Genomic DNA, 23,873 nt, shown 5'->3' on the forward strand with positions numbered 1-23,873 from the left:
CACCGGCATCACCCCGTGGGCTGCGAGATCGACTGACCAACCGCAAGAAAGAACTGGCTCTAGCACCGACTGGACCGGTTATCGGGGACCTGCCATGGCGGCCAAATGGTGTTGGATATCGCGCAACGTCATGCCGCCGGCGTACAGCGGGACCACGATCTTCCACTCCAGCCCGTACAAGACCGTCTCCGACGTCGAGTTCGCGGCCGCTGGTTGGGTCGACTGGTACAACAACAGCAGGCTGCACTCGAGTATCGGCCAGATCCCCCCGACCGAGTTCGAAACGCTCCACTACTCTGGCCTCGGCCCGAGGACCAGCCCACAATGGAGGCGGCACAAAACCTCGGGTCGTTCAGTCCCTGTGCGTGAGGCTCCGGCCCGCAACCCCCAACACATCGCCGTGGAGTCACCCATACCGTCTAGCGTTGTACGGACGCAATTCGTCTATCACGAGCGACCGTGCCGCGTCATGCCCTATGCCGATCCTTACCTGTTGACGGGATGGTCGGGAAGTTCAGGGACCGACGCTTGTCAGATCCCCATGGGTCCGTCCGCGTGTCTTTTGCGATGGTCCCAGGGCGCGCCGGAAGCGGTCGATGTCACCCGGCCACCAGCTTGCAGTGCCCAGCAGCACCGCTAGTGCCGGGACTACTAAGGTCCGCACCAGGAACGTGTCGAGCAGCAAACCGACACCGATGATGAACCCGATTTGCACCATCACATCGATGGAGCCGACCATCAGCCCGAACATGCTGGCTGCGAAGATCAACCCGGCCGAGGTGATCACCGAACCGGTGTAGGCGACGGTACGCATTACTCCGACCCGCACGCTCGCTCTCGTCTCCTCTCTCAGGCGTGAGACCAGCAGCATGTTGTAGTCAGCGCCCACCGCCACCAAGACGATGAACGACACCAGTGGAGCTGGCCAGGCGATCCCGGCACCGAGGATGTGTTGAAGTACGAGCACACCGATACCAAGAGCCGCCATATAGTTCAAGACGACGGTTGCAAGGAGATAGACCGGTGCAACGACGGCCCGCAACAACAGCATCAGGATCAGACCCACGATGAGAAGTGTGGCTATGCCGAGCAGTTTGAAATCGTACGACAACAGTCGCTGGACGTCGGCATTGATCGCAGGAAAGCCCGCAACAGAAGCACGTCCGCCCTCCAGAGTGGTGTTCGGCATCGCGTTCTCGGCGACGCTGGACAGCTCGTTCGCCAGCGTCATTGCATCGGCAGAGTATGGGTCGTAGGCGGTCTGTACCGCATAGCGCACGGTTTTCCCGTCGGACGAGATGAACTGTCGAGCGACCTGACTGAACTGCTGGTCCTTGAACGCATCCGCGGGGAGATAGAAGCCGGTTGCCGAGTCAGAATCGCCGACCTCCCGTGCGGGAGCCCGAAGCTGTGCGGCGACCTGTGCCAGTCCACTGAGTAGCTGAAGGTTGCTGTCCACCAGAGCACCGACTCCGTTCGACAACTGACGCGCGCCGTCGGCAAGTGCGCCGACGCCGGATTCGAGTTGCGAGAGCCTGTTCCCGAGGTCCTGTCCGCCGATGGCTTGTAGTGCAGAATCCAGCGTTTGAAGAGAACGCTGCAGCTGTGCAATGTTGGTCGAGCCTGGCGCACTCACGCGGCCGAGCTGCGCGGCAAAGTCAGCCACCCTCCCAAGCGACTGATCATCCGCGAGTGCCCGGATGTCGGCCATTTGCGCGCGCAGTGCCGAGCACTGCGCGATCTGCTGGCACCACGGATTGTCTAACGCGGACAACGCCGGCGCGACCGCATCTGCCGCAGACTGGGCCCGACGTGCGAGTTGAGACAGCTCGGGCGCTTGCTTGGAAAACTGTCTAAGCCTTGGGGCAGCGTTCGCCAGTTGGTTCACAAGCGGCCGATACTCGTCGAGCTGCGGGCCAAATGACGACACCTCGTCGAGCAACCCCGACAGCGGAGCGAGGTTGGAGGATATCTGGTCTTCTAACAGTGCCAGGCCTCCGGCGAGCTGCTCTGACCCCGTCTTCAGGACGGCCAGATCACCCTTGCGGGCCTGTCCATCACCGGTCTCCTCGGTGATCTTGGTACCGATCTGATCATTCTGCCAAGATAATTGCGCCTGCTCTAGCTTCTCACCGGTCGGCCGCGTCACGCCAATGACCCTGGTCACGCCGGGAATCTGCGCGACGCGGGAGGCTAGCTGGTCGAGGTCGGCAAGGCCTTGAGCCGTGCGCATGTCGTTCTCGGACTCCACCACCAAGAATTCTGAGATGATGATGTCTTTCGGGAAGTGGCGGTTGAGAAGCGCGTATCCTTCGTTGCTCCCTGTGTCAGGTGGCTGCCCCTCGCGATCGTCGTAGGTGATCTGAATTGTTGCGGCGACCATGGCGAGGCCGATCAACACGACCACACTGATCGCGAGCAGAGGGACCGGCCGCCGGATAACCATGACTCCGACTCTTCTCCAGTAATCCCGCGTCAGGTCACGGCGGGGAAGGCCGGCGCCTTTCTTGGCAGCGAAAGAGAGTACGAGGGGCAGCAATGTCACCGTCGCCAAGAATGCGAAAGCTATGGCGATTGCGCAGGCCGGACCCAAAGTGTTAAACACACTGAGCTTGGCGAAGGCCATAGCCAGGAACGCTAGGGCCACAGTGCCCGCCGACGCTAGAACCACGCGGCCGATAGTTGCATTCGCGTGGGCGATAGCGACATCAGGAGAGTAACCCGCTCGAATACCTTCATGATAGCGGCTGATGAGGAACACCGAATAGTCAACTCCGGCACCAAAGATGATGACGGTCATGAACATTGACGTGAACTGGGATACCGGCATGCCCAGCTCGCCCAGTCCAGATAGAACTCCGCGACCCACAGCCAAGCTCATGCCCACGACAAGCAGCGGCATCAGCGCGGTGAAGACCGAACGATAGACGATCAGGAGGATCACGGCGATCAGCAGCACGGTGGCAACAGTGATCAGGACCAGATCCGACTCGCCCACGGCGAGTTGGTCGCTAAAGGTCGCGGGCGGGCCTGTCACACGGACTGTCGTCCCACTGTCACGAAAGATACTCTCAGCGATCTCACGCACCGCTGCGACCGCCTCCGCGGTATCGGGTCCCCCGAGTGTGCCGGCCACTCCCACGGGCAGATACCAGGCTTGCTTGTCTTTGCTGAGAGCCTGACTTGCGGTGAGGGGATCGCTCAGCAGGTCCCGGACAGCGATGACGTGCCTGTCGTCCGCCCGCAGGGTGTCGACAAGCACGTGATATCGATCGCGGGTGTTGTCGGACAGGCCTGCACTGTTCTCCATCACAACGAATACTGTGGTCTTGGCGCCGCGCTCGTCGAAAGATGCACCCATACGGTCCAAGGTCTGAAAAGACGGGACTCCGGCCGGGATCGGATCCACAGATTGTTCCCGTATCACTGACTCCAGTTGAGGAAAGAGAAGGCCTAAGCCGATGGCGGCGCCGAGCCAGACCAGCGTCACAATTCCCTTGCGGCGGAGGGTAAACCATGCAACCCGCTCAAGGGTCGGACTGTACTCGCCGAGTTTCTCGCCCCCTCTCGACGGGCGGGTTCGAATGGGAGACGAACTCACCATGTGCAATATCCTCTCGACCTGAAGTGGGCGACCCAATCGTGCGGACCCGTTTCGCGAATGTCCGTGCGGCGGTGGATGGTTGTCACTTGTGGTGGTGCTCGACCATGTTCTCGACTTCCTCGAGAGTGGTGGGCAGGTGGTATGGCGGAGTGCTCTTGCCTGAGATGCGGTATCGGCCCCAGAAGTCGGGATCCCCGACGACACACTCCGCTCGGCCCTCGGGGGTCGTAAATACAGCGATCGCGCGGGCGCCTTTCAGGAGCCCGTCGAGCTCATCATTCTTCTGAATCCGGCCATACCAGGTGTACAGGCCGTTCAGCGGCTGGAAATAGCCTTTGATCTTCGCTTCGACATGGATCTCCGCCCCGCGGCACACCAGGGTTCCTTCGCCGGAGTAGTCGAGGTCATGGTCGTCAGACATGCAGTCCTACCTTCTTCGCACTGAGCGTTGACAAATATCGCAGTTCGTGGATACTAGCAGTACCAGATACTATGAGTAATGGGTACTGGGCGCCAGGCCCCGACTCCCAGCCTTGAACGACCGAGGAGAAGACATGACCGTGCAGGATGTCCAGATGAACCCCGACTTTTCGAAGGAGGGCATGGCTCGGGTGAACGGGCGTAAGCCCGTCGACATGGAACGATCTGCGGGTCGATTGCTGCGGTCTTCCGCGGAGAAGTTCTACGACGCGGAGATCGACATCGACTGGGAGTCGCCCTGGGAGGAAGGCAAGTGCTTTCTGCCAGAGCATCGAGTGTCGCTATACGGCACCAGGCTGTGGGACAAGATGACTGAGGAGCAGCGTCGCGAGTTGGGGCGCCATGAGATCGTGAGCATCCTCAGTTTCGGCATCTACGCAGAGAATCTGTTGAGTTCAGCGCTTCTGCGCATGTCGGCGAAGGGGGCTTTAACCGATCAGAAGTCTCTATACGCGTTGACAGAGATCGGCGATGAGTCCCGCCATTCCACTATGTTCGCGCGCCTCATCAACAAGACGGGCGTGCCCCCCTACAAGCTTCCTAAGGGCTTCTTGAGCTTCGCGAAGATCCTGCATTTCGTCCCTCTCGGGCCGTCGGTGTCTGGAGCTACGCTGTTGATCGAGGAAATCCTGGACCGCGCCCAGCGCGAGGCGATGAACGACCCCAGTATGCAGCCTCAGCTTCGCCAGCTCATGAAGATCCACGTCCTTGAGGAAGCCCGTCACATTACCTTTGCGCGACTGGAGATGATCGAAGGCATGCAGCGTCGTCGTAAGGCGACGCGCGCTTGGCACCGAGGGGTGCTTGCCGTCATCGCGAACCTGGCGTACCCGCTGCTCATTAATCCGAAAGTGTACCCCGCAGTGGGAATTAGTCGCTGGCGTGGCGTGTGGGCGCAGCAGACCAGCCCAAACTATCGGACCAACCTGCAATTTATGTCGGAGCCCATGATTCGGTTCTTCCATGAGGCGGGAATGTTGGAAGGCAAGTTCACAATGGCCATGTGGCGTGCGACGCGGAGCCTTCCCGACGATCTTCGCTGATCTCCGTTCACGCGGCCGAGCCGTCGTGATCGACATCAGTTAGACCTGTGCGGAGCATTCTCGATGGCTTCGCGATCACTTCCGCCTCAACAGATCACCTGCCGCCACTGTGCGCAGGTGATGTGTTGTGCGATCCAACCTACGAGGGAGAAAGCATAAACATGGCATCATCGACTACCCGGCGCGCCTCGCGCGCAACCGCCAAGACGGATTCAACCAACGACCCGATTTCGACCAAGATTCTGATTATTGGAAGCGGGTTCTCTGGTCTCGGGATGGCCGCGCAGCTTAGACGTCGCGGGTATAGCGATTTTCTGATTCTGGAGAAGGCAAGCTCCGTCGGTGGGACCTGGCGCGACAATACCTATCCGGGCTGTGCATGTGACGTTCCGTCGCTGATGTACTCGTACTCATTCGAGAGTCGAGGTAGCTGGTCGAAGGTGTGGTCGTCACAGCCAGAAATTGAGCGGTATCTACAGGATGTCGCGGATAAGCGTGGCGTGACACAAAAGATTCATTTCGGTCAGAAGTTGGTTTCTGGATACTGGAGCGAGTCGGAGTCGCGGTGGCACCTGCGTACTGAGTCCGGACGTGAGTACATTGCTCAGTTCGTGGTGTCAGGAGTCGGTGCGCTGCATATCCCCAATTTTCCCGAAATTTCGGGGATTGAGGACTTTAAAGGCGAAGCGTTTCACTCCGCACAGTGGGATCATTCGGTGGATCTGGAGGGCAAGCGTGTCGCCGTGATCGGCACTGGTGCCAGCGCTATCCAGTTTGTACCTTTCGTGCAGAAGGAGGCCATGTCCCTCAAGGTCTTCCAGCGAACCCCTGCCTGGGTCCTACCCCGCAAGAATTTCTCCGTTCCGCCGGCCCTGCGGACTCTTCTGAGTAAACTCCCGATTGCACGTCGTATCGCCAGGTGGTCGGTGTACTGGGGTGCGGAGAGCCTGGCCTTCGGCCTCAACGGTCACTCTAACCTCATGCGGCCAATTGAAAAGGTCGCTCGGTGGAACATTGAACGCTCCATCTCTGATCCGGCATTGCGCAAGAAACTGACCCCGTCGTATCGTATCGGCTGTAAGCGGATTCTGGGGTCAAACGACTATTACCCGGCGCTTGCGGCACCTAACACCACTGTCATCAGCGATCGGATTGAGAAGGTGACCGCTGATTCCATCATTTCTTCAGACGGTGTCGAGCATCTCGTGGACGTTATAATTTATGCGACCGGTTTTCACGTGACTGATGGTTTCGATCAGCTCGCCCTGAAAGGTGCCACTGGCGAGGATCTCCCGTCCCACTGGCATCAGACGGGGATTAACACGCACCTGGGCATCACGACCGAGGGTTTTCCCAACCTGTTTTTCCTCCTCGGACCCAACACGGGCCTCGGCCACAACTCAGTGGTGTTCATGATCGAGCAACAGATCAAATACATCATGAAGGCCATCGACACAGTAGAAAGCCGAGGCGCTGAGAAGGTTGACGTACGCCCGTCCGTGCAAGAACAGTTCAACACCGACATCCAGCGGAAGCTGGCCAAGGGAGTGTGGACCAACGGCGGCTGCACGAGTTGGTATCTCGACTCGCAGGGCGTCAACCGGACCGTGTGGCCGGGCTTCACATGGCAGTACTGGCGCGCCACGAAAGATTTCGAGCCCGCCGAGTACGACATCGCCTGAGCCCGAACGCACGGAGAGACACGATTCGAAGAGATGGTGGGACGACGGTGAGCAGTTCTAATCGGCATGACTATACCGGCAAGGTGGCAGTGATCACCGGTGCCGCGTCAGGGATCGGTCGGTCTCTGGCACTCCAGTTGGCGGAGCGAGGTGCCGCACTGGCACTGTCCGACATTGATGAGATGCACTTGAAGGAGACTGCAGAACTTTGCCGCACCACGCATGGGGCAACGGTAACCGCCGCCGTACTAGACGTTGCGGACCGCGCTGCTTTTCAGGACTATGCCGACGGAGTGCGGTCAGAGTCGGGCCACGTCGACATGGTGTTCAACAACGCCGGCGTGGCCTTGGGCGTCGACGTGGTCGACATGAGCTGGGAAGACTTCGACTGGCTCATGGGCATCAACTTTGGCGGAGTCGTTAACGGGTCGAAGGCGTTTCTGCCTCACCTGATCGCGTCCGGGGACGGACATCTCATTAACACGTCGAGCGTCTTCGGCTTGATCGGAATCCCCAGCCAAAGCGCCTATAATGCCGCGAAATTCGGCGTCAGAGGCTTCACCGAGGCGCTCCGACAGGAGATGAAAATCAGTCGATACCCGGTCACAGTGACATGTGTGCACCCGGGGGGTGTAAAAACCAACATCGTCAACAATGCCCGAGGCGTTTCCGCCATGGGGGCAGACACCGCGACTGTCGCCTCGCTGTTCGACAGGATCGCACGAAGCACCCCGGATAAAGCAGCGGCGACAATCCTCAAAGGTATGGACAAGAAGAGAGCGCGAGTGCTGATCGGTGCGGACGCCCGCGGTTTCGACTTCGTGGCACGGGTGATCGGTCCCCGCTACCAGGACATCGCGGCGCCACTGACACGAGCGGGTTACGCGGTCGCACGTAGACAGGGGATCCTCAAGTGACCGTCGAACCCGATTCACGTCCGGCTGCCGCGGCGGCCCGCTCACGCACCTTAACCGTCTCGGAAGTGATCCAGGAAACGAAAGACTCCGTTACCATTTCGTTCGAAATCCCCGACGCCATGGTCGAGGAATTCAAGCATACCCCAGGGCAATTCATCACCGTCAAGATCCCATCTGATCGGACCGGTCATGTCGCACGGTGCTACTCATTGAGCAGCTCGCCTCACGTCGACGACTTCCGTCTCGAGATCGGCATCAAGCGGACCGAGAACGGTTACGCATCGAACTGGCTGTGCGATAACGCGATTACGGGAATGGAATTGACCGTCCTCCCGCCGTCAGGGCATTTCACGGCGAAGAATCTCGACGTCGATTTTCTATTCTTTGCAGGAGGAAGTGGGATCACTCCGGTCTTGTCGCTGATTAAGTCGGCCCTTGTGGTCGGTGGGGGCGAGGTCACACTGTTCTACGCGAATCGCGATGCCGAGTCGATCATGTACGAGGGCCAACTGGCGCAGATCACCTCCGAGTTCCCCGAGCGTTTCACGGTCTTCCACTGGTTGGAGTCGGCTATGGGGATTCCGGCACCTGAAAATGTCGAATCCGCCATACGTGAGCACCGCGGTGCACAGATCTACACCTGTGGTCCGGCGCCGTTCATGGATCTGGTGCAGAAGTCGGCGGAGGCCTGCGGTGTCGAGCACTCGTCGGTACATCGAGAAGTCTTTCAGTCACTGACTGGAGATCCGTTCGACACAGCCACGATGCGTCATCTCAGTGACGACGATGGTGTGGCGACCGCCATAGTCTATCTGAATGGGCAGTCCATCACGACTGAGTGGCCGCGCAACACTCCGTTGCTCGACGTGCTATTGGCCCAAGGCCACAATGCCCCGTACTCCTGCCGAGAAGGGGCCTGCAGCGCGTGCGTATGCAAGCTGGTCGAGGGTGATGTAGAAATGGCACAAAACCACATCCTCGTTGAAGATGACATTGCCGACGGTGAACGGCTTGCGTGTCAGGCACTTCCGCTGACGGATGCAGTTACGGTGAGCTTCGATGACCTCTGAGATAGCGAGCGAATCGCGAGGATCGCGGCACCTCGAGGTCCTATCCTCCGACGGAACCAGGTTGTTCGCCCAGGAATTCGGCTCGGGCCAGGATGCTCCACTTCTGGTCTTTAGTCACGGCTGGGCCTGTCAGGGACGTTTCTGGCGGCCACAGATCGAGCAGTTCGCGGGGACGCATAGGGTAGTGGTCTACGACCAACGCGGACACGGGTGGAGTGACCGGGGCCGGGTACCGTTCTCGGCGAGACTTCTGGCCGATGACTTGGAGGCCGTAGTTCGGGCGGTCGCCACTCCCACCGACAAGGCTGTCGTGGTCGGACACAGCATGGGAGGTATGTCCATCATGAGCTGGGCAGCTGAGTACCCAGCCTCGGTGTCCGAGCTGGCCCGCGGAGTAGTACTGGCAAGCACCGGGCCATCACAGTTGGTGGATCGGTCAACGTTGCTCAAAGTTCCCCGACAGCTACGACCGAGACTTGAACGGGCCTTCGCGGCTAGTCTTGCGGTCGCCGGACCCGAGATGCAGGACACGCGTTTGTCTCGCCGCCTGATTCGTTACGGAACCCTGGGCCCAGGTGCGACTGCTGAGGTAGTGGATGAGTGCGCCGACATCGTGTTGAGATGCCCACCACAGGTGCGCGGGATGTGGGGTTCAGTTTTGGCGACAATCGACGTCACCAGGGGGGTCGACTCGCTGACGGTGCCGGCGACGGTCATCGTAGGTGATGCCGACAGGCTGACCCCAGCGGCCCATTCGGTGGATCTCGCAGCGCGCCTGGGCCGGCAGAGCGTCTTATTTGAATTCACTCTTCTCGACAAGGTCGGTCACATGTCCAACCTAGAGGCCGTCGAAGACTTCAATTCAGCCGTGGCCAGATTAGACCAATCCGCTTGAAGCTCGTTTCGACCCATGTCTCTGCCGACTGCATGCGTGCCCCACGTGCTTATTGGGGCGACGGTCATCCATCCTGATAGTGTGGAGGGTCATGTCTGTAGTCCGTCGAATCTCCGCAGCCCCGGTGAAAGTGCAACGTCGTGTGCGCGATGCACGAAGCACGCGTTGGGACGACCACCGCGCTATCGTGAAGGCTGGACTCGTCGACGCGGCGATACGCGCGATCGAGAAGTTTGGCGACGCTGTGAGCATGGACGACTTCGCGGAAGAGGCAGGGGTGTCGAAGCCGAAGCTCTATCGCCATTTCGGTGACCGAGCTGGGCTCTATTCCGCTGTGGCAGCACGTTTGGGTTCGATGATTTGGGAGTCCGCACAGTCAACTCTGCTCTCCGGACAGCAGGACTCCGTCGACGAGCTCTTCCGGTCAGCGATCTCCGCATACGTGTCATTAGTCGACGAGCATCCGGCGGTCGTCCGCTTCCTCATGACGAACCACATGTTTCAGTATTCTGAGTCCGGTGAGGGAGGGGCCGCGGATCAACTGAGATCGGCAATGGAGATTATTTCCGACGAGTTCGCCCGTGGCCTCCAATCGGTCGGTGCCGACGAGTCCCTCGTCGCCGTCGTAGTGGCCTCCATCTTGGGGGCGGGCCTATCAGCTACCCAATGGTGGATCGATCACGGTCGGCTCAATGGAATGAGCAAGGACCTGTTCTCCGCGCACCTCTATCAGACGTCGTGGGGGATCATTGACGGCGCTGCGGCCACACTGGGCGTTCGCTTCCGCAGAGACAGGCCCTTCGGCGACCCCGCGTTCGCCACTCGCCTCGGACTAGACTGATCCCGCTCGCGAGAGACGGTGCCGCCCCAGTCTCCGCCCTCAGTATTTGATCACAACTGTGTTCCTTATCGCGAGGAGCACTTGTCCAAGTGTCGGATGGGCGGGTCGAACGACTCGTCGTCTACCACCTGATCTAGTGTCATCACGTCGCCCCCGGTGATGAAGCCGGCGAGCCAGTCAGGCCCCAGGTCTGGCGCGACCAGTAGGACCGAATCAACTCGTAGGAACTGATGCCCACGATCTCGTGGTTCACCCCGTCGGACTCCGGTAGCGACCCACCTCAGTCGATCCAGATGCGAAAGGGCCGGGCTAGGGCCAGCCACTCACCGATGCGGTGCTGGCAGTTCTTCTAAACGGCGGACCTTAGGGATCTGGCGGCGGAGTCCAGTGAGGTGGCAAGGCTCGACTCAGTGTCAGTTAGAACCGCCGCGGCCTCGATGACGTGGTCGAGCCGGGTAGCAGCGGTCGAGCCCTTGTGTACGGCCGCCTGAGCGACTGATGTCCATGCTGCAGCCGCTCGGTGAGCATCTCTGGCAAGGTCGCTGGTTGCAGCATCGCCGGTCAGTCGGGCGATCTCGTCGCAGCCACACGCGAGTAGTCGTCGGAACAGGCCACCACCCGTACCTGCCTTCTCGATGAATGCACCAAGACTGAATAGGTGGACTTCGAGCACGTCGGAGGGCAGCTCATGCCAGAGCACCACGTCAGAGGATAGTGCTAGGGCTGCGTCTATTCCGTGTGTCCCCGAGTGTTCGACAGGGCCGGCGATCGTGGATCCTGCGGGCGCGCGCATGCATGCCGCAGATTGCGCGAACGCCTCCGCAGCCACGACGGCGATTGACGGTAGCGCCTCGGGCCAGTCAATGCGGAAGAGCGTATGTCGGGTCGGCTCGGGGAAGGTCATCGAGCGTCGGGCTCGCGCCAGCGCGTCGAAGGGAACCTGTTGAATTTCGACGCGATCGTTGTCTGCGACGTAAGCGATTTCTGCGTCGCTGTCGTAGCCCACTATGACGATATCGTGGCGACTCATGCGCAACTGAACGCGCAGGTAGGGCAATTCAGCAATTTCGGCCCACACGAGCGCGGGCCGGCCGCGGTCGAGTTCGTCGCGGACGAGATCCCACCCTAGCTGGGGATCGTCGGTGGACCGGACCTCCACCGTAGCGCCGAGACGGCGGGGGAGGTCCATCTCGAAGTCAGGACCACGTCCTACCAGATACAACGGCGGCACGAGGGCGTCGGTGCGAACATACGTGAGCGAGAGTGCTCCGCCCAGAGCGAACACCAGACCCTCGTTCGGTGGCCCGTCGAAGCCTAGTCCCGACCACTCCATCAAGTCGCGCATCGCGCTGGAGCCGCAATGGCCGCCCATCCGGTGTGGATAGGTGTCGAGCAACGACTCGGACATTGTCATGGTCTCCCTAGTGGTGGTGGACACTGTGGCGACGGGATCTGGCCGACAGGTGGTGGCACGGGTGTTCGAGCGGGCAGTGACCTGCGGCGGTAGCCCGCCGGAGCGCACACTATGCGCGGGATGCGTCGGACGGAGCTGGCCGTCCCGAGAAGATCAGAGGGCCGTAGGCATGCCGCAGGCCCGCCAGGATTTCCTCGAGGGGCAAGTCGTTGTAGACGCCGCGTTCGTGCACGTACTCCATGTGCGCGGAGCCGTCCGCCGCGTGCGCGTGAAACAACGCGTCGCGATCGCCGGTGAAGTCGATAGGTGGGACCCCGAATCGAGTGCACAATTCAATGTTGAACGCGGGTGTAGCTTTCAACCAGCGCCCCTCGATGTAGACGTGGCTGTATCCGTGATATACGAAGACGTCGGTTCCCATGAGTTCGCGCAGCGCGTCGGTCTGCAGATGATTGCGTACATCGGCGAAGCCGAGCCGGGCCGGTATGTTTGCAGCGCGGAACGCGGCTGTCAGTACGACCGCTTTGGGTACGCAGTACCCACGTCCGGACTCGATGACATGGCTGGCCCGGTAATGATCGGGCTTGTCAGAGACGGTGTAGGGGTCGTAACGGATCTGGTCTCGGACTGCGGCGAAGAGGCGCCGCGCCTTCTCGCGATCGGTGTCCGCGTCGCCGACCGCGTCTTGGGTGAAGGCCTGCACGGTCGCGTGATGGATGTCGAGGAAGGTCGATGCTGTGAGCGCCGCCGCCGGCCTTTCCGCTGCCGCGGGTGATGTGGTCATGGTGTGGCTCCGATCAGTTCGGACCTGTCGAGCGACGAACGCTGTGCGATCGTACGCTTCGCGTTCATGAAATCCTTGGGTCTGTTGACGCAGTCCGCGGCGATCAGCTCGCCGTCGTTGAAGTAGTAACAGGTGAAGTCACGGTCGTGGTCAGGGTCACCGCTGACCAGTACCTCGTCGTACCCGGTGTTGAGCCCGGCGATCTGCAGCTTCAGATCGTATTGATCGGACCAGAACCAAGGCAGCGCGGTGAGACCGGCTTCGTTGCCGCAGATGGTCGCTGCCGCGACCTTGGCCTGCTCGGTGGCGGCCGCCACACATTCGAGGCGGACGCGCCTGTCGTACCGTGCGATCCGTTGGTTGACGCAGTCGCCGGCGGCGACGATGTCGGGGTCGCTGGTGCGTGCATGGTCGTCGACGATGACTCCGTCGTCAACCTCGAGGCCCGCGGCGACCGCGAGATCCGTGTTGGGAATGATGCCGACACCGACGATGACGAGGTCCGCGGCCAGGGTCTCACCGTCGGCGAGGACCACCTCTTCGACTCGCCCCTCCCCGCGAAAACCCTCGACCAACGCGCTGGTGCGAACATCGACACCCTCGGTCCGGTGGATACGGTCGAAAAACCTCGAGACCACCGGCGCGGTCACCCGCTCGAGCACGCGTTCCGCAGCCTCGAGAACAGTGACGTTCACACCCAGAGCTCGAAGTGAGGCGGCCGTCTCCAGGCCGATATAGCCGCCGCCGACGATGACGGCCCGGCAACCTGGCACCACCGCGGCACGGATGGCCTCGACGTCGGTGGCAGTGCGCAAGTAGTGGACGCCCGTCAACTCGGCGCCCGGAACGGTCAGCGTGCGGGCGCGCGCGCCGGTGCACAGTGCCAGCGTGGCGTAAGACACCACGTCTCCACTGCTGAGGGTGACGGTGTGCGCGGAACGGTTGATCGCCGTCGCCGTTCCGTCCACGAGCTCGATCCGCTGCTTGTCGTAGAACTGACGTCCGCGGATCGCGCAGTCATCAAGCTGTGATGCACCTGCCAGGTATGCCTTGGACAGCGGTGGACGCTGGTAGGGGAGCCTGCCCTCGTCGCCGATCAGCAAGACATCCCCGGCCCATTTCTCCTTTCGGAGAGCGCCCGCGAGTTGGACGCCGGCGTGGCTCGCGCCGAGGATGACGACCTGATCAGCCGTCACATTTCCCCCTTGGGGGTCAGGCGAACCATCATCTTGCTGATCCCACGGACAAAGTTCGATTGCACGTACTCCGGCTCACCCACCACCTCGATGTTGTCGAAGCGAGGGAGGAGCTCCTCCCACAGGATGCGTAGCTGGAGCTCGGCGAGCCGGTTGCCCATGCAGCGGTGTACACCGAAACCGAACGCGATGTGGTTGCGGGCGTTGGCCCGGTCGATGATGAGCTCGTCTGGACGCTCGAAGACGCGCTCGTCTCGGTTGCCCGAGGCGTACCACATCACCACCTTGTCACCCTTGCGGATGAACTGGCCGCCGAGCATGACGTCCTTCTTGGCGACCCTGCGCATGTAGGCAAGAGGGGTCTGCCAGCGGATGATCTCCGACACCGCGTTGGGGATGAGGTCGGGGTTGGCCTTGAGCTTCTCGAACTGCTCGGGGTATTCGTTGAGGGCCAGCACTCCGCCGCTCATGGAGTTGCGGGTCGTGTCGTTGCCGCCGACGATCAGCAGCACGAGGTTGCCGAGGAACTCCATGGGGCGATCGTCGAGGAGGTTCTTGGTGTCCTCGTTGCTCTGCAGCATGGTGATGAGGTCGAAGCCAGGCTCTTCGCCAGCCACGGTACGTGCCGCCTTGTCCCGCCACAGCGAACTCAGGCCTTGCGCCATCGCGACCATCTCACGGAAGACCTTGTCGTTGTCCGAGGGGCCGCCGTTGGCCTGCTCCATCGAGGTCGCGAGGTCGGACCATTCGACCAGCTTGTGCCGCTTCTCGTAAGGGAAGTCAAGTAGCGTCGCGAGCATGCGTGCAGTGAGTTCGATCGACACAGTCTGGACCCAGTCAAACGGCTCGTTGAGTGGGAGGCCGTCGAGGACTTCGCGGACGCGCGCGCGGATGAGCCCCTCCATCTCGCGAAGGTTCTTCGGAGCCACCACGCCCTGCACTGCGGCGCGTTGCTTGTCGTGCCGGGGTGGATCCATCGCGATGAACATCGCGATGTCCATGAAACGCGGGGGCCTGCCGATGATGATGAACGGTTCGGCGGAGAACGCCTCGTGATTCTTGTCGACCGCGATGATGTCGGCGTGTCGCGTGACCGACCAGAACGGACCGAACGGGCTCTCCGAACGGAAGTGCACCGGCGCCTCGTTGCGGACACGCTCGAAGTACGAGCGCCACATACCCTGGCGATACAGGAACGGGTTGCTCAGGTCGATTTCGGCGAGATCGACCTCGTCCACCGGCGGGATCGGGGTCTCGGTGAAGATCTTCTGGCCGTCGGTCCTTGTGACGATTCGGCGGGTCTTGTCATAGACATGCGCGCCTCGGATCTGAAGGTCGATCGGGATCATTGATTGCGCCTTCTCGGCGACGGTGGTTGCGATGCTCATGATTGCATTCCTTCGTCGTTGCGGGTCAGAGTTGGAATTCTGGGAGGCGAACAGTCAGGCCGTCCCACTCCTCAGTCGCGATCATCTGGCAGGACAGCCGCGAGGTCTCTTCCCGTTCCGGATGCATGCTCAGCATCTCTTCCTCGCCCTCGCCGCTGTGCCCGACGGTCTTGATCCACGCCGGGTCGACAATGACGTGACACGTACCGCAGGCCGCTTCGCCACCACAATCACCGTCGATGCCGGGGATCGCTTCGTCGACGGCGGTCTGCATGAGCGACTTTCCCTCCACGAGATCGACTTTGTAGTCGTCTCCATCGTGGGTGATGTATGTGATCGTGGCCATGGCCACCTCCTTGCACGTATGAGGTTCCCCTTGAGTGTGAATGTGCGGATCCCGACCGATCCATGTGTGAACGTCGCAATCTGTTGTTAATCTGGCTCACGTGACCCTCGGTGAATCCGGTGTGCCCCCGTTGGCGTTTGCACAGCTTCTCGACAGCGGTGCGCTGGGCACGGAGGCGACGAGCGCATTCGGTCGGATAATGGCCCAGGAGGGCACCGACCTCAGAACGTTGATCACGCAAGAAGCGCAGGTGCCGATGCAATGGTTTCATGACGTGTATCCGACGATGGGGCCGCACGACGGGTTTCGGCTGGGCCTCGCATTCGCTGAGCACGCTCAGCTGACCTCCTTCGGTCCACTGAGCCTGCCGCTGGTCAGTGCCGGGTCGGTCGTTGACATCGTCGAGTTGCTTCGTTTTCTGCCGTTGATCTCGACGGCGCTAAGTGCGGACTTTCATCATGGCGCCAGTGGTCTTACCATCGGTCTCGCAGGGCGCACCGACAGCGCGGGTACCGACTGCTTTGCCGTCACTTATGGGGGCCTGACCGTTCTGCGTCTGGTGAAAATACTCACAGGAGATGTGTCCTCAGCAGAGTTACACCTGACCTGCCCGGCGCCGACCGAGCCGCTGAACGTGGGAGAGATAGGGCATCGAGTCGTCTTCGATGCGCCAGCGTCATTTGTTCGCATACCAGCCGAGGCGCTTCATGAGGTGTGCCGCTTTTCCGATCCCGTCGCCTACCGGATCGGTACCGCCGAACTGCGACGGCTCTGCGATCAGCGGCGTCACAACTCGTACACGCAGCGCGTCCGAGCCCAGTTTGATGCAGACCCTGCTCGAGTCAACGCTAGTCGGATCGCAGCAGAGCTGTCGGTATCGGTAAGCACACTCAAACGGCACCTACACGCCGAGGGCACCACCCTGCGCCGCCTACGACAGCAATTCATGCAGGAGCACGCCATCCTCCGACTTCTCGATCCCGGCGTCGGAATCGGCCAGATTGCTACCGAACTGGGGTACTGCGACGTCGCAAGCTTTTCTCATGCGTTTGCTCGGTGGGTCGGCTGCTCCCCGTCGCAGTTTCGACTTCGACGTGCACGCCCGCCAGCCGCATGAATGCTCGACCAGCCCAATCGGGGCGTCAGCTGATTACACCACAACGAATTTCGCGACTGGTTCATAACGTTTCGATACGGTAACCCGGGCCCGCCCCGTCCGAAGCGCACGGTCGTTACAAGTCAGCCAGCATCGCCTACGCGGCAATTCTCAGCCACACCTCAACGTCTGCCGCCTCGCCGAGGACACCAGCCGGTTCGTTCTAGCCACCGTTATGGCCGCCATGGTGGGGTTCTCGAACAGTCTCGGCGAGGAAGTCGGTCGTTATGGCATCGGAGTCTCACTCGTCTGCCCTTCGGAGGTCAACACCGACTACTTCGAACGGAACGATGCAGACATGGGGTGGTACCCCCGGATGTCGCAGTGGTTTCCGGTTCTGGAGCCCGAAGACGTCGCTCGACGAACTGTCCGGGCGATACGCACCAACCGGCGTGAGGCCATCTTTCCCTGGGAATGGCGCTGGCCACCTGGCTGCACAAGCGATTCCCGAAGATGGGGATCAGTGTTCTCAAAGCGCTCGGCTTGGCTTGTTCCGTCCACGCGTCATCCCGCCGGGGGAGCTGGCGGGCTTGCGAACAAGGCGAGAATGACAGCGTGGATCTGCACGACGGATTCGGCACGCGAACCCCGGAGCTGGAGCAGGTGGCTCACGGTGAGTCGTACGAAGATCTCGGTGATCGACTCCAGCGCGAATTCGTCGAGATCGGGCTTCCGAGAACGGATCTGATCGGCTACCACCTGCGTCGCCCGCCCGAGGACGACCTCTGAGTCGACGGTGACCAGCGACAGGAGTTCGCCGCCCTGGAGTCTGCCCGAGATGATCGACATCAGAAGCTCGTTGTCCTCACCAAGGGTCAGTGTGCGCTCCGCGGCGGCTGTGAGTCCGTCAACGATGTCCTGTTCGTCCGCGATGCCCTCGACGACCCCGTGGAGGAAGCGGTCTGCCTCGCGTGCGATCAGCGATGCCGCAAGCTGATCCCTGGTCCCGACCTCGTTGTAGAGGGTCGTACGGCTGATTCCGACCTCGCGCGCCACCCGGGACATGTTCACCGCGGACCATCCCCGTTCCACCACGAGATCGCGAGCGGAGTCGAGTATGCGATCGCGAAGCAGGTCGCGTACTTCGTCGTGGAAGCTCGGGGGCGTAGCCATGTGTCCATCATGCCCGAATTGGCATGCAGGCCTAAGGCGCCCGCCTGAGTGTTTGACACATTAGGCAATTATGTGTAGAAACAATACAGTTCATCTCACAGTGTCAACACACTGTGTCCGGCCGCACCGCCCCGCTTGGCCAGGACGGACAGAAGCGGCGACCGGCACACGGTCATCACAGGGACGTGTTCCTGTAGAGGCTCAATCAGCCACGTAATACCCACGCCCACAGACGATTGCGAGCATCCAATGAACGCTGAGGCGAGCGAGAAAGACACCGACTACGACGTCCTGGTGATCGGCTCCGGGTTCGGCGGCAGCGTCACCGCCCTTCGCCTGGCAGAGAAGGGCTACCGGGTCGGCGTTCTCGAAGCCGGCCGCAGATTCGACGATGCGGACTTCGCCAAGACCAGCTGGGACGTTCGACGATTCCTGTGGGCGCCGAAGCTGGGTGCGTACGGGATTCAGCGCATCCACCTACTTCGCGACTGTGTCATCTTGGCCGGGGCGGGAGTCGGGGGGGGCTCTCTCAACTACGCCAACACCCTTTACCAGCCGGGATCAGCATTCTTCGGCGATCCGCAGTGGGCGCACATCACAGACTGGGAAGACGAGCTGACGCCCTACTACGACCAGGCGCGTCGCATGCTGGGCGTGGTCACCAACCCGCACATGACGCCTGCCGACGAGATCATCCGGTCGGTGGCCGACGACATGAGTGTCGGCGACACGTTTGTCCAGACTCCGGTCGGGGTGTACTTCGGCGAGCCCGGTCGTACCGTGTCGGATCCCTACTTCGGTGGGGTCGGACCGGATCGCACCGGCTGCATCGAGTGCGGCGAGTGCATGACAGGTTGCCGTCACGGTGCCAAGAACACGCTGCTCAAGAACTACCTCGGGCTCGCCGAACGCGCTGGAGTGGTGGTGAATCCGCTGACCACCGTCACCGACGTGCGTCAGCGACCCGATGGCTCCTGGACAGTCGACACAGTCAAGACCGGTGCCTGGATTCGTAAGCGCGAGAAGGCGTTCACCGCTCACAATGTCGTCTTCGCGGCGGGTACCTGGGGTACCCAGCAGTTGCTGCACAAGCTCAAGGACTCCGGCCGCCTTCCTGAGCTCTCGACGCGACTGGGCGAGTTGACCAGGACCAACTCCGAGTCGATCCTCGGGGCCACCCGTTACCGCGTCGACGAATCCCTCGACCTCACCAAGGGCGTGGCGATCACGTCGTCGTTCTACCCCACGCCGGACACCCACGTCGAACCCGTCCGATACGGCAAGGGCTCCAACGCGATGGGGTTGTTGCAGGCGCCGATGACCGACGGCGACGGACGGTTGCCGCGATGGCTGCGATTCATCGGCGTCGCGCTCCGGGATCCACTCGCCACAGCACGTGTCCTGGCGGTGAAGGGCTGGAGCGAGCGGACCGTGATCGCACTGGTGATGCAAAACCTCGACAACTCGATCACCACTTTCACAAAGCGCGGTCTGTTCGGTCGCCGGCTCACCAGCAAGCAGGGGCACGGCGAGCCCAATCCCACCTGGATCCCCGCGGGCAACGAAGCCACGCGGCGCATCGCCGAGAAGATCGGCGGCACCTCCGCCGGAACGTGGGGCGAGGTGTTCAACGTGCCGATGACCGCACACTTCCTCGGCGGATGCGTGATCGGGGACGATGAGGACAACGGTGTGATCGACCCATATCACCGCGTGTACGGCTATCCGTCGCTGAGTGTGGTCGACGGTTCGGCCGTGTCCGCGAATCTGGGCGTCAACCCGTCGCTGACCATAGCTGCTCAGGCCGAGCGGGCCGCCGCGTTGTGGCCGAACAAGGGGGAGAAGGACCTTCGCCCGATCCAGGGTTCGGGTTATCGGCGCATCGAGCCCACCGAACCCCGGTCGCCGATCGTGCCGGTCTCGGCGCCTGGAGCGCTGCGACTGCCCATCATTCCTGTCCGTCGAGTGGCAGACGAGAAGATCTCGCGGGCCGCAACGCGTGAGAGCTCCGACGCCCGATGAGCGCACTCGCCCCCGAAACAGCGCTCCCGGAACGACGCCAATCGTCAACGCTCGCACCGGTTCTCAAGAAGGCGCGCCACGGTACCGAAATGGTCGGCGACTTCTTCCTCACCTTCTGGGGCATCGTCAAGATGCTCCCACGGCGTCCCTTCCAGTGGCGTGAGCTGGTGGCGCAGGCGTGGTTCATCGCGAGCGTATCGATTGTCCCGACCATGCTGATGTCGATCCCGTTCTGCGTCATGGTGGTGTTCCAGATCAACGTTCTGCTGAACGAGATCGGTGCGATCGACCTGTCCGGTGCGGGCGCGGGTGTGGCCGTCATCCGAGAGATCGGACCCATCGTCACGGTTCTCGTCGTCGCGGGCGCAGGTGCCACCGCGATCTGCGCCGATCTCGGTTCGCGCACCATCCGCGAAGAGATCGACGCCATGAAGGTGCTCGGTATCGACCCGATCCAGCGACTCGCAGTTCCGCGCGTGATCGCCTCCTGCGGCGTCGCGGTGTTCCTGAACGGCCTGGTGACCGCCATCGGCCTGGCCGGGGGATACGTGTACGGCGTCTTCCTCCAAGGTGCCACGCCGGGTCAATACATCACCGCGATCCCGATCCTCACCGGAATTCCCGACCTACTCATCAGCGAGCTCAAGGCCGGCATCTTCGGTCTGCTGGCCGCACTGGTGGCCTGCCATCTCGGCTTCAACGCGGGAGGCGGACCGAAGGGTGTCGGCGACGCCGTGAACCAGACCGTTGTCTTCAGCTTTGTGCTGCTGTTCCTCGCGAACGCGGTCATCACCACGCTCGCACTGCACTGAAGGCCTCGACATGACTGCGCGAACACAAGAGCAGGGACCACGTTGACATCGACTCAGATGCCCACCGAACCGTCGCGGCGACTGACCGACCGGTTGGACGCCGGGAAGGCGCTGAAGCCCGCCGAATCCTTCGGAGAGAAACTGGCGTTCTACGGGGTGGCGCTGCGGGCGGTACCCAAGGCGATGACCCACTATCGTCGCGAGACCTTGCGCCTGCTAGCTGAGGTGTCGCTCGGCGCAGGTGCACTCGCCATCATCGGCGGGACCGTCGTGATCATCGGATTCCTCACGGCTGCAGCCGGATACGAGGTCGGTCAACAGGGATCGAGTTCACTGGGGCGCGTCGGTGTGGAAGCGATGTCGGGCTTCATTTCCGCCTTCTTCAACACCCGCGAAGCGATCCCGGTCATTGCTGGCGTCGCACTCACGGCGACGGTGGGCTCCGGTTTCACTGCGCAACTCGGTGCCATGCGCGTGAGCGAGGAGATCGACGCGCTCGAGGTGATGTCGGTTCAGTCGCTGCCCTATCTGGTGTCGACGCGGATCGCGGCGGGACTCGCCGCTGTGGTGCCGCTGTACGCGATCGCCCTCTTCACCGGGTACGCCGCCACCAAGTTCGTGAGCGTGTTCCTGTCGGACCAGTCGCCGGGCACCTACGACCACTACTTCCGGCTGTTCTTGCAGCCCGGTGACATCGCGATCTCACTGTTGAAGGTGATCGTCATGGCGGTCGCCGTGATGGCGGTGCACTGCTACTACGGCTACAACGCCAGCGGTGGACCGGCCGGGGTCGGCGTCGCTGTCGGCCACGCCGTCCGCACGTCACTGATCATCATCATGATGGTCGACTTCATCGTCGGTATCGCCTTGTACGGCGGCGTCCACGCGACTGTGCGGGTGTCGGGATGATCGAACACTCACGCAGACAACACCTGCTGTACGCGTTCGTCGCCTTCGCCGTGGTGGTGGGCGTCGTCGTGGCTGCGCTGATGTCGTACAACGGCAGGTTCCAGGCCACCGGGTCCATCTACCTGAACGCCCCGCGCACGGGGCTGCTGCTGGTGCCTGGATCGGACGTCAAGCTGTACGGCGTAGTGATCGGTCGTGTCGCATCTGTCGACGTGTACGGCGATCACGCTCGCATCGAGCTGGCGGTGGAGGAAGACCAGCTCGGCGATCTGCCGACGAACGTCCGGGCGGAGATGGAGCCGACCACGCTCTTCGGCCGCAAGTACGTCGCGCTGACGATGCCGGAGCAGCCGGCGGCATCGACGTTGAGCGCCGGTGCCACCATCGACACCTCGCAAACGCCGGTCGAGGTCTACGACACTTTCGAGTTGCTTGTCGGAATTCTCGACCGTGTGGACCCGGCGCGGGTGAATGCAACCCTGACCGCTGTGCAGACCGGCACCGTCGATCGGGGCGAGAAGCTCGGCGAGCTGGTCGACTCGGTGAACACCTACCTCGCGACCTTCAACAAGTCACTGCCAACTCTGCAACGGGATCTCGAGCTCGGTGCGGACAATCTCGACACATTCGCCGGACTGTCACCGGACCTGATGGCCACCGTCCGTCACCTCACCACCACCTCGAAGACGATTGTGGAGAACCAGTCGCAGCTGACTGCGTTCCTGTTGAGCTTCACCGAGTTCGGGAACACCGGCAACCGGTTCATGACTAACGCGGGCACGCCACTGGTGAAGGCCGCCGACGCCCTGGCGCCGCCGGCGCAGGTGCTCGGAGACTACGGACCGATCTACCCGTGCTTCCTGGACGGACTGAACACGAGCCGCAAATATCTCGAGCGGGCGTTCGGCGGAGCGAGACCGGGCCTCGACATCGTCGGCACCCTGCTCATCGGCGACCCGCCATACCGACCGGGCATCGACGCGCCCGAACACACGGCAGGAACGGCGGGACCGAGCTGCTACGGCTACCCGCGCGCACCCGGCGAAAAGGGGCCGGGGCACGTCGACTTCGACGACGGCAGTCACGCGTACCGCGATGTGAAGTCGATCGAAGACGTCATCGGAAACCCGTTCGCCTCGATGATCTACGGAATGACGAAATGACAATCACCGGACCGGCCATCAAGCTGGGGATCTTTCTCGCTGTCAGCTCGCTGATCACCTCGGCTCTGTTCGTGATCGTCGGCGACCTGCGTTTCGGTCCGACAACGGTTTTCCGCGCTCAGTTCATGTCCGCATCCGGCCTGCGGACCGGCGACGACGTCAAGGTGGCCGGTGTGGTGGTCGGGAAGGTCACCGATGTGGACATCGTGGACTCCGGTGCGGCTGCGCAGACGGGTCTGGGAGCAGAGGTCCGTATGGACGTCGACTCCCACATCCCGGTGACGACCACCACCAACGCCTACATCAGGTACAAGAACCTGATCGGTGATCGGTACCTCGAGCTGAAGACCGACCCCGGAGACGTGGGTAGGAGGCGGTCAGCCGACAGCGTGATCCCGGTATCGCAGACCAAGCCGGCTCTCGACATGGATGCACTCGTCAACGGGTTCAAACCCCTACTGACCGGGGTGAATCCAGAGCAGACCAACAAGCTGTCCGCTGCGCTGGTCTCGGTACTCAACGGCCGCACAGCCGATATCAGCGATCTGATCACCCAAATGGGTGAACTCGGCGAAACCATCGCCGATCGCGACGCGACGATCGGATCGGTGGTCACCGATCTGAACACCGTGCTCGTAACGGTAGCGGATCGCCGGGAGGCCTTCGGCAGCGTCGTCGTCCAGTTGCAGGAGCTGGTCTCCGAGCTTGCCGGTGATCGCCGGCTGATCGCCGACGGCCTCACGAACATCGCGGGCGCGACCACCGAGCTCGACGAGCTGCTGTCCCGAGCCCGCCCCGATCTCACCTCCGACATCGAGCATCTGCGCGGTCTGGCCCAGAACCTGAACAGCAACACTTCAACGATCAACATGCTGCTCGCGAAGATGCCGGAGGCCTATCGGCTTCTGGGCAGGTCGTCGGGCTACGGCAGTTTTGTGAACTTCTTCGTGTGCGGCCTCGCGATCCGCTATCCGACGCTCGACGGCGGACATGCGGACACACCGATGGTCCAAGTCCCAGCTCGGCGCTGTAAGTGAG

At 61.9% G+C, this 23,873-nt stretch carries 20 protein-coding genes and 1 pseudogene; 13 read left to right on the forward strand and 8 right to left on the reverse strand.

The genetic code is table 11. The annotated features are described in order from the left end of the window. Nucleotides 1-151: 151 nt before the first annotated feature. Nucleotides 152-322: pseudogene (locus ACWDTF_RS23360) on the forward strand (integrase core domain-containing protein); the annotation flags it as partial. 192 nt (nucleotides 323-514) lie between these two features. On the opposite strand, the gene ACWDTF_RS23365 reads toward ACWDTF_RS23360, so the two are convergent. Next, nucleotides 515-3,604: an MMPL/RND family transporter gene (locus tag ACWDTF_RS23365; protein WP_449755149.1), complete on the reverse strand. Its 3,090-nt coding sequence runs from the start codon at nucleotides 3,602-3,604 to the stop codon at nucleotides 515-517. 82 nt (nucleotides 3,605-3,686) lie between these two features. After that, the gene (locus ACWDTF_RS23370) at nucleotides 3,687-4,025 is read right to left on the reverse strand and encodes a DUF4873 domain-containing protein (RefSeq protein ID WP_004021766.1); all 339 of its coding nucleotides are present in this window, start codon (nucleotides 4,023-4,025) and stop codon (nucleotides 3,687-3,689) included. A gap of 133 nt (nucleotides 4,026-4,158) precedes the next feature. On the opposite strand from ACWDTF_RS23370, the gene ACWDTF_RS23375 reads away from it, so the two are divergent. From ACWDTF_RS23375 to ACWDTF_RS23400, 6 genes are all read left to right on the forward strand, one after another. Next, complete coding sequence (locus ACWDTF_RS23375) at nucleotides 4,159-5,127, forward strand: AurF N-oxygenase family protein (protein ID WP_004021765.1); 969 nt, start codon at nucleotides 4,159-4,161, stop codon at nucleotides 5,125-5,127. A gap of 161 nt (nucleotides 5,128-5,288) precedes the next feature. After that, nucleotides 5,289-6,809 carry a flavin-containing monooxygenase gene (locus ACWDTF_RS23380; RefSeq protein WP_004021764.1) on the forward strand — a complete coding sequence of 507 codons (1,521 nt, stop codon included), beginning with the start codon at nucleotides 5,289-5,291 and terminating at the stop codon, nucleotides 6,807-6,809. Between the two features lie 47 nt (nucleotides 6,810-6,856). Then, nucleotides 6,857-7,726 carry an SDR family NAD(P)-dependent oxidoreductase gene (locus tag ACWDTF_RS23385; RefSeq protein ID WP_004021763.1) on the forward strand — a complete coding sequence of 290 codons (870 nt, stop codon included), beginning with the start codon at nucleotides 6,857-6,859 and terminating at the stop codon, nucleotides 7,724-7,726. Then, a complete protein-coding gene (locus ACWDTF_RS23390; RefSeq protein WP_449755150.1) occupies nucleotides 7,723-8,796 on the forward strand; it encodes a 2Fe-2S iron-sulfur cluster-binding protein in 1,074 nt (357 codons plus the stop codon). Before ACWDTF_RS23385 ends, ACWDTF_RS23390 begins: the two co-directional genes overlap by 4 nt. After that, entirely contained in the window at nucleotides 8,786-9,691 is a 906-nt protein-coding gene (locus tag ACWDTF_RS23395; RefSeq protein WP_311278394.1) for an alpha/beta fold hydrolase, read from the forward strand. The genes ACWDTF_RS23390 and ACWDTF_RS23395 overlap by 11 nt, the downstream gene beginning before the upstream one ends. Nucleotides 9,692-9,782: 91 nt before the next feature. Beyond that, entirely contained in the window at nucleotides 9,783-10,532 is a 750-nt protein-coding gene (locus ACWDTF_RS23400; RefSeq protein ID WP_449755151.1) for a TetR/AcrR family transcriptional regulator, read from the forward strand. A 349-nt stretch (nucleotides 10,533-10,881) separates the two neighbouring features. Here ACWDTF_RS23400 and ACWDTF_RS23405 read toward each other — a convergent pair whose 3' ends face one another. The 5 genes from ACWDTF_RS23405 to ACWDTF_RS23425 form a co-directional block, all read right to left on the reverse strand. Beyond that, on the reverse strand, nucleotides 10,882-11,940 hold the full coding sequence (locus ACWDTF_RS23405) for a BtrH N-terminal domain-containing protein (RefSeq protein WP_370530226.1): 1,059 nt from the start codon (nucleotides 11,938-11,940) through the stop codon (nucleotides 10,882-10,884). Nucleotides 11,941-12,055: 115 nt separating this feature from the next. Continuing rightward, complete coding sequence (locus ACWDTF_RS23410) at nucleotides 12,056-12,730, reverse strand: transglutaminase-like domain-containing protein (RefSeq protein WP_449755152.1); 675 nt, start codon at nucleotides 12,728-12,730, stop codon at nucleotides 12,056-12,058. Next, on the reverse strand, nucleotides 12,727-13,926 hold the full coding sequence (locus tag ACWDTF_RS23415) for an NAD(P)/FAD-dependent oxidoreductase (RefSeq protein ID WP_006437591.1): 1,200 nt from the start codon (nucleotides 13,924-13,926) through the stop codon (nucleotides 12,727-12,729). The genes ACWDTF_RS23410 and ACWDTF_RS23415 overlap by 4 nt, the downstream gene beginning before the upstream one ends. Further along, nucleotides 13,923-15,314, reverse strand: coding sequence for a cytochrome P450 (locus tag ACWDTF_RS23420; protein ID WP_006437590.1), 1,392 nt, complete (start codon nucleotides 15,312-15,314; stop codon nucleotides 13,923-13,925). Before ACWDTF_RS23420 ends, ACWDTF_RS23415 begins: the two co-directional genes overlap by 4 nt. Nucleotides 15,315-15,339: 25 nt before the next feature. Continuing rightward, a complete protein-coding gene (locus ACWDTF_RS23425; protein ID WP_449755153.1) occupies nucleotides 15,340-15,660 on the reverse strand; it encodes a 2Fe-2S iron-sulfur cluster-binding protein in 321 nt (106 codons plus the stop codon). A 100-nt stretch (nucleotides 15,661-15,760) separates the two neighbouring features. Here ACWDTF_RS23425 and ACWDTF_RS23430 point away from each other — a divergent pair, with 100 nt between their 5' ends. Next, nucleotides 15,761-16,777, forward strand: a complete 1,017-nt coding sequence (locus ACWDTF_RS23430) for a helix-turn-helix domain-containing protein (protein ID WP_005195135.1) — start codon at nucleotides 15,761-15,763, stop codon at nucleotides 16,775-16,777. A gap of 543 nt (nucleotides 16,778-17,320) precedes the next feature. On the opposite strand, the gene ACWDTF_RS23435 is transcribed toward ACWDTF_RS23430, so the two are convergent. Next, nucleotides 17,321-17,929 (reverse strand): TetR/AcrR family transcriptional regulator, encoded by a 609-nt coding sequence (locus ACWDTF_RS23435; protein ID WP_005201328.1) that lies wholly within the window; start codon nucleotides 17,927-17,929, stop codon nucleotides 17,321-17,323. A gap of 249 nt (nucleotides 17,930-18,178) precedes the next feature. Here ACWDTF_RS23435 and ACWDTF_RS23440 point away from each other — a divergent pair, with 249 nt between their 5' ends. The 5 genes from ACWDTF_RS23440 to ACWDTF_RS23460 are packed head-to-tail and all read left to right on the forward strand — an operon-like array spanning nucleotide 18,179 to nucleotide 23,872. Next, nucleotides 18,179-19,951: a GMC oxidoreductase gene (locus ACWDTF_RS23440; protein WP_005201331.1), complete on the forward strand. Its 1,773-nt coding sequence runs from the start codon at nucleotides 18,179-18,181 to the stop codon at nucleotides 19,949-19,951. Next, nucleotides 19,948-20,763 carry an MlaE family ABC transporter permease gene (locus ACWDTF_RS23445; RefSeq protein ID WP_005201333.1) on the forward strand — a complete coding sequence of 272 codons (816 nt, stop codon included), beginning with the start codon at nucleotides 19,948-19,950 and terminating at the stop codon, nucleotides 20,761-20,763. Before ACWDTF_RS23440 ends, ACWDTF_RS23445 begins: the two co-directional genes overlap by 4 nt. Before the next feature lie 57 nt (nucleotides 20,764-20,820). Further along, complete coding sequence (locus tag ACWDTF_RS23450) at nucleotides 20,821-21,672, forward strand: MlaE family ABC transporter permease (protein WP_006369842.1); 852 nt, start codon at nucleotides 20,821-20,823, stop codon at nucleotides 21,670-21,672. Beyond that, a complete protein-coding gene (locus ACWDTF_RS23455) occupies nucleotides 21,669-22,835 on the forward strand; it encodes an MCE family protein (protein WP_005201337.1) in 1,167 nt (388 codons plus the stop codon). Before ACWDTF_RS23450 ends, ACWDTF_RS23455 begins: the two co-directional genes overlap by 4 nt. Beyond that, nucleotides 22,832-23,872, forward strand: coding sequence for an MCE family protein (locus ACWDTF_RS23460; RefSeq protein WP_005201339.1), 1,041 nt, complete (start codon nucleotides 22,832-22,834; stop codon nucleotides 23,870-23,872). The genes ACWDTF_RS23455 and ACWDTF_RS23460 overlap by 4 nt, the downstream gene beginning before the upstream one ends. Nucleotide 23,873: the final 1 nt, after the last annotated feature.

The organism is Gordonia sp. NPDC003422 (assembly GCF_053588675.1).

Excerpts from the sequence above, each read along its gene's own strand:
- ACWDTF_RS23370 (WP_004021766.1), bottom strand. The coding sequence starts at position 4,025 with ATGTCTGACGACCATGACCTCGACTACTCCGGCGAAGGAACCCTGGTG.
- ACWDTF_RS23460 (WP_005201339.1), top strand. The coding sequence starts at position 22,832 with ATGACAATCACCGGACCGGCCATCAAGCTGGGGATCTTTCTCGCTGTC.
- ACWDTF_RS23410 (WP_449755152.1), bottom strand. The coding sequence starts at position 12,730 with ATGACCACATCACCCGCGGCAGCGGAAAGGCCGGCGGCGGCGCTCACA.
- ACWDTF_RS23405 (WP_370530226.1), bottom strand. The coding sequence starts at position 11,940 with ATGTCCGAGTCGTTGCTCGACACCTATCCACACCGGATGGGCGGCCAT.
- ACWDTF_RS23375 (WP_004021765.1), top strand. The coding sequence starts at position 4,159 with ATGACCGTGCAGGATGTCCAGATGAACCCCGACTTTTCGAAGGAGGGC.
- ACWDTF_RS23380 (WP_004021764.1), top strand. The coding sequence starts at position 5,289 with ATGGCATCATCGACTACCCGGCGCGCCTCGCGCGCAACCGCCAAGACG.
- ACWDTF_RS23435 (WP_005201328.1), bottom strand. The coding sequence starts at position 17,929 with ATGGCTACGCCCCCGAGCTTCCACGACGAAGTACGCGACCTGCTTCGC.
- ACWDTF_RS23400 (WP_449755151.1), top strand. The coding sequence starts at position 9,783 with ATGTCTGTAGTCCGTCGAATCTCCGCAGCCCCGGTGAAAGTGCAACGT.
- ACWDTF_RS23450 (WP_006369842.1), top strand. The coding sequence starts at position 20,821 with ATGCCCACCGAACCGTCGCGGCGACTGACCGACCGGTTGGACGCCGGG.
- ACWDTF_RS23445 (WP_005201333.1), top strand. The coding sequence starts at position 19,948 with ATGAGCGCACTCGCCCCCGAAACAGCGCTCCCGGAACGACGCCAATCG.
- ACWDTF_RS23420 (WP_006437590.1), bottom strand. The coding sequence starts at position 15,314 with ATGAGCATCGCAACCACCGTCGCCGAGAAGGCGCAATCAATGATCCCG.
- ACWDTF_RS23440 (WP_005201331.1), top strand. The coding sequence starts at position 18,179 with ATGAACGCTGAGGCGAGCGAGAAAGACACCGACTACGACGTCCTGGTG.
- ACWDTF_RS23455 (WP_005201337.1), top strand. The coding sequence starts at position 21,669 with ATGATCGAACACTCACGCAGACAACACCTGCTGTACGCGTTCGTCGCC.
- ACWDTF_RS23425 (WP_449755153.1), bottom strand. The coding sequence starts at position 15,660 with ATGGCCACGATCACATACATCACCCACGATGGAGACGACTACAAAGTC.
- ACWDTF_RS23365 (WP_449755149.1), bottom strand. The coding sequence starts at position 3,604 with ATGGTGAGTTCGTCTCCCATTCGAACCCGCCCGTCGAGAGGGGGCGAG.
- ACWDTF_RS23395 (WP_311278394.1), top strand. The coding sequence starts at position 8,786 with ATGACCTCTGAGATAGCGAGCGAATCGCGAGGATCGCGGCACCTCGAG.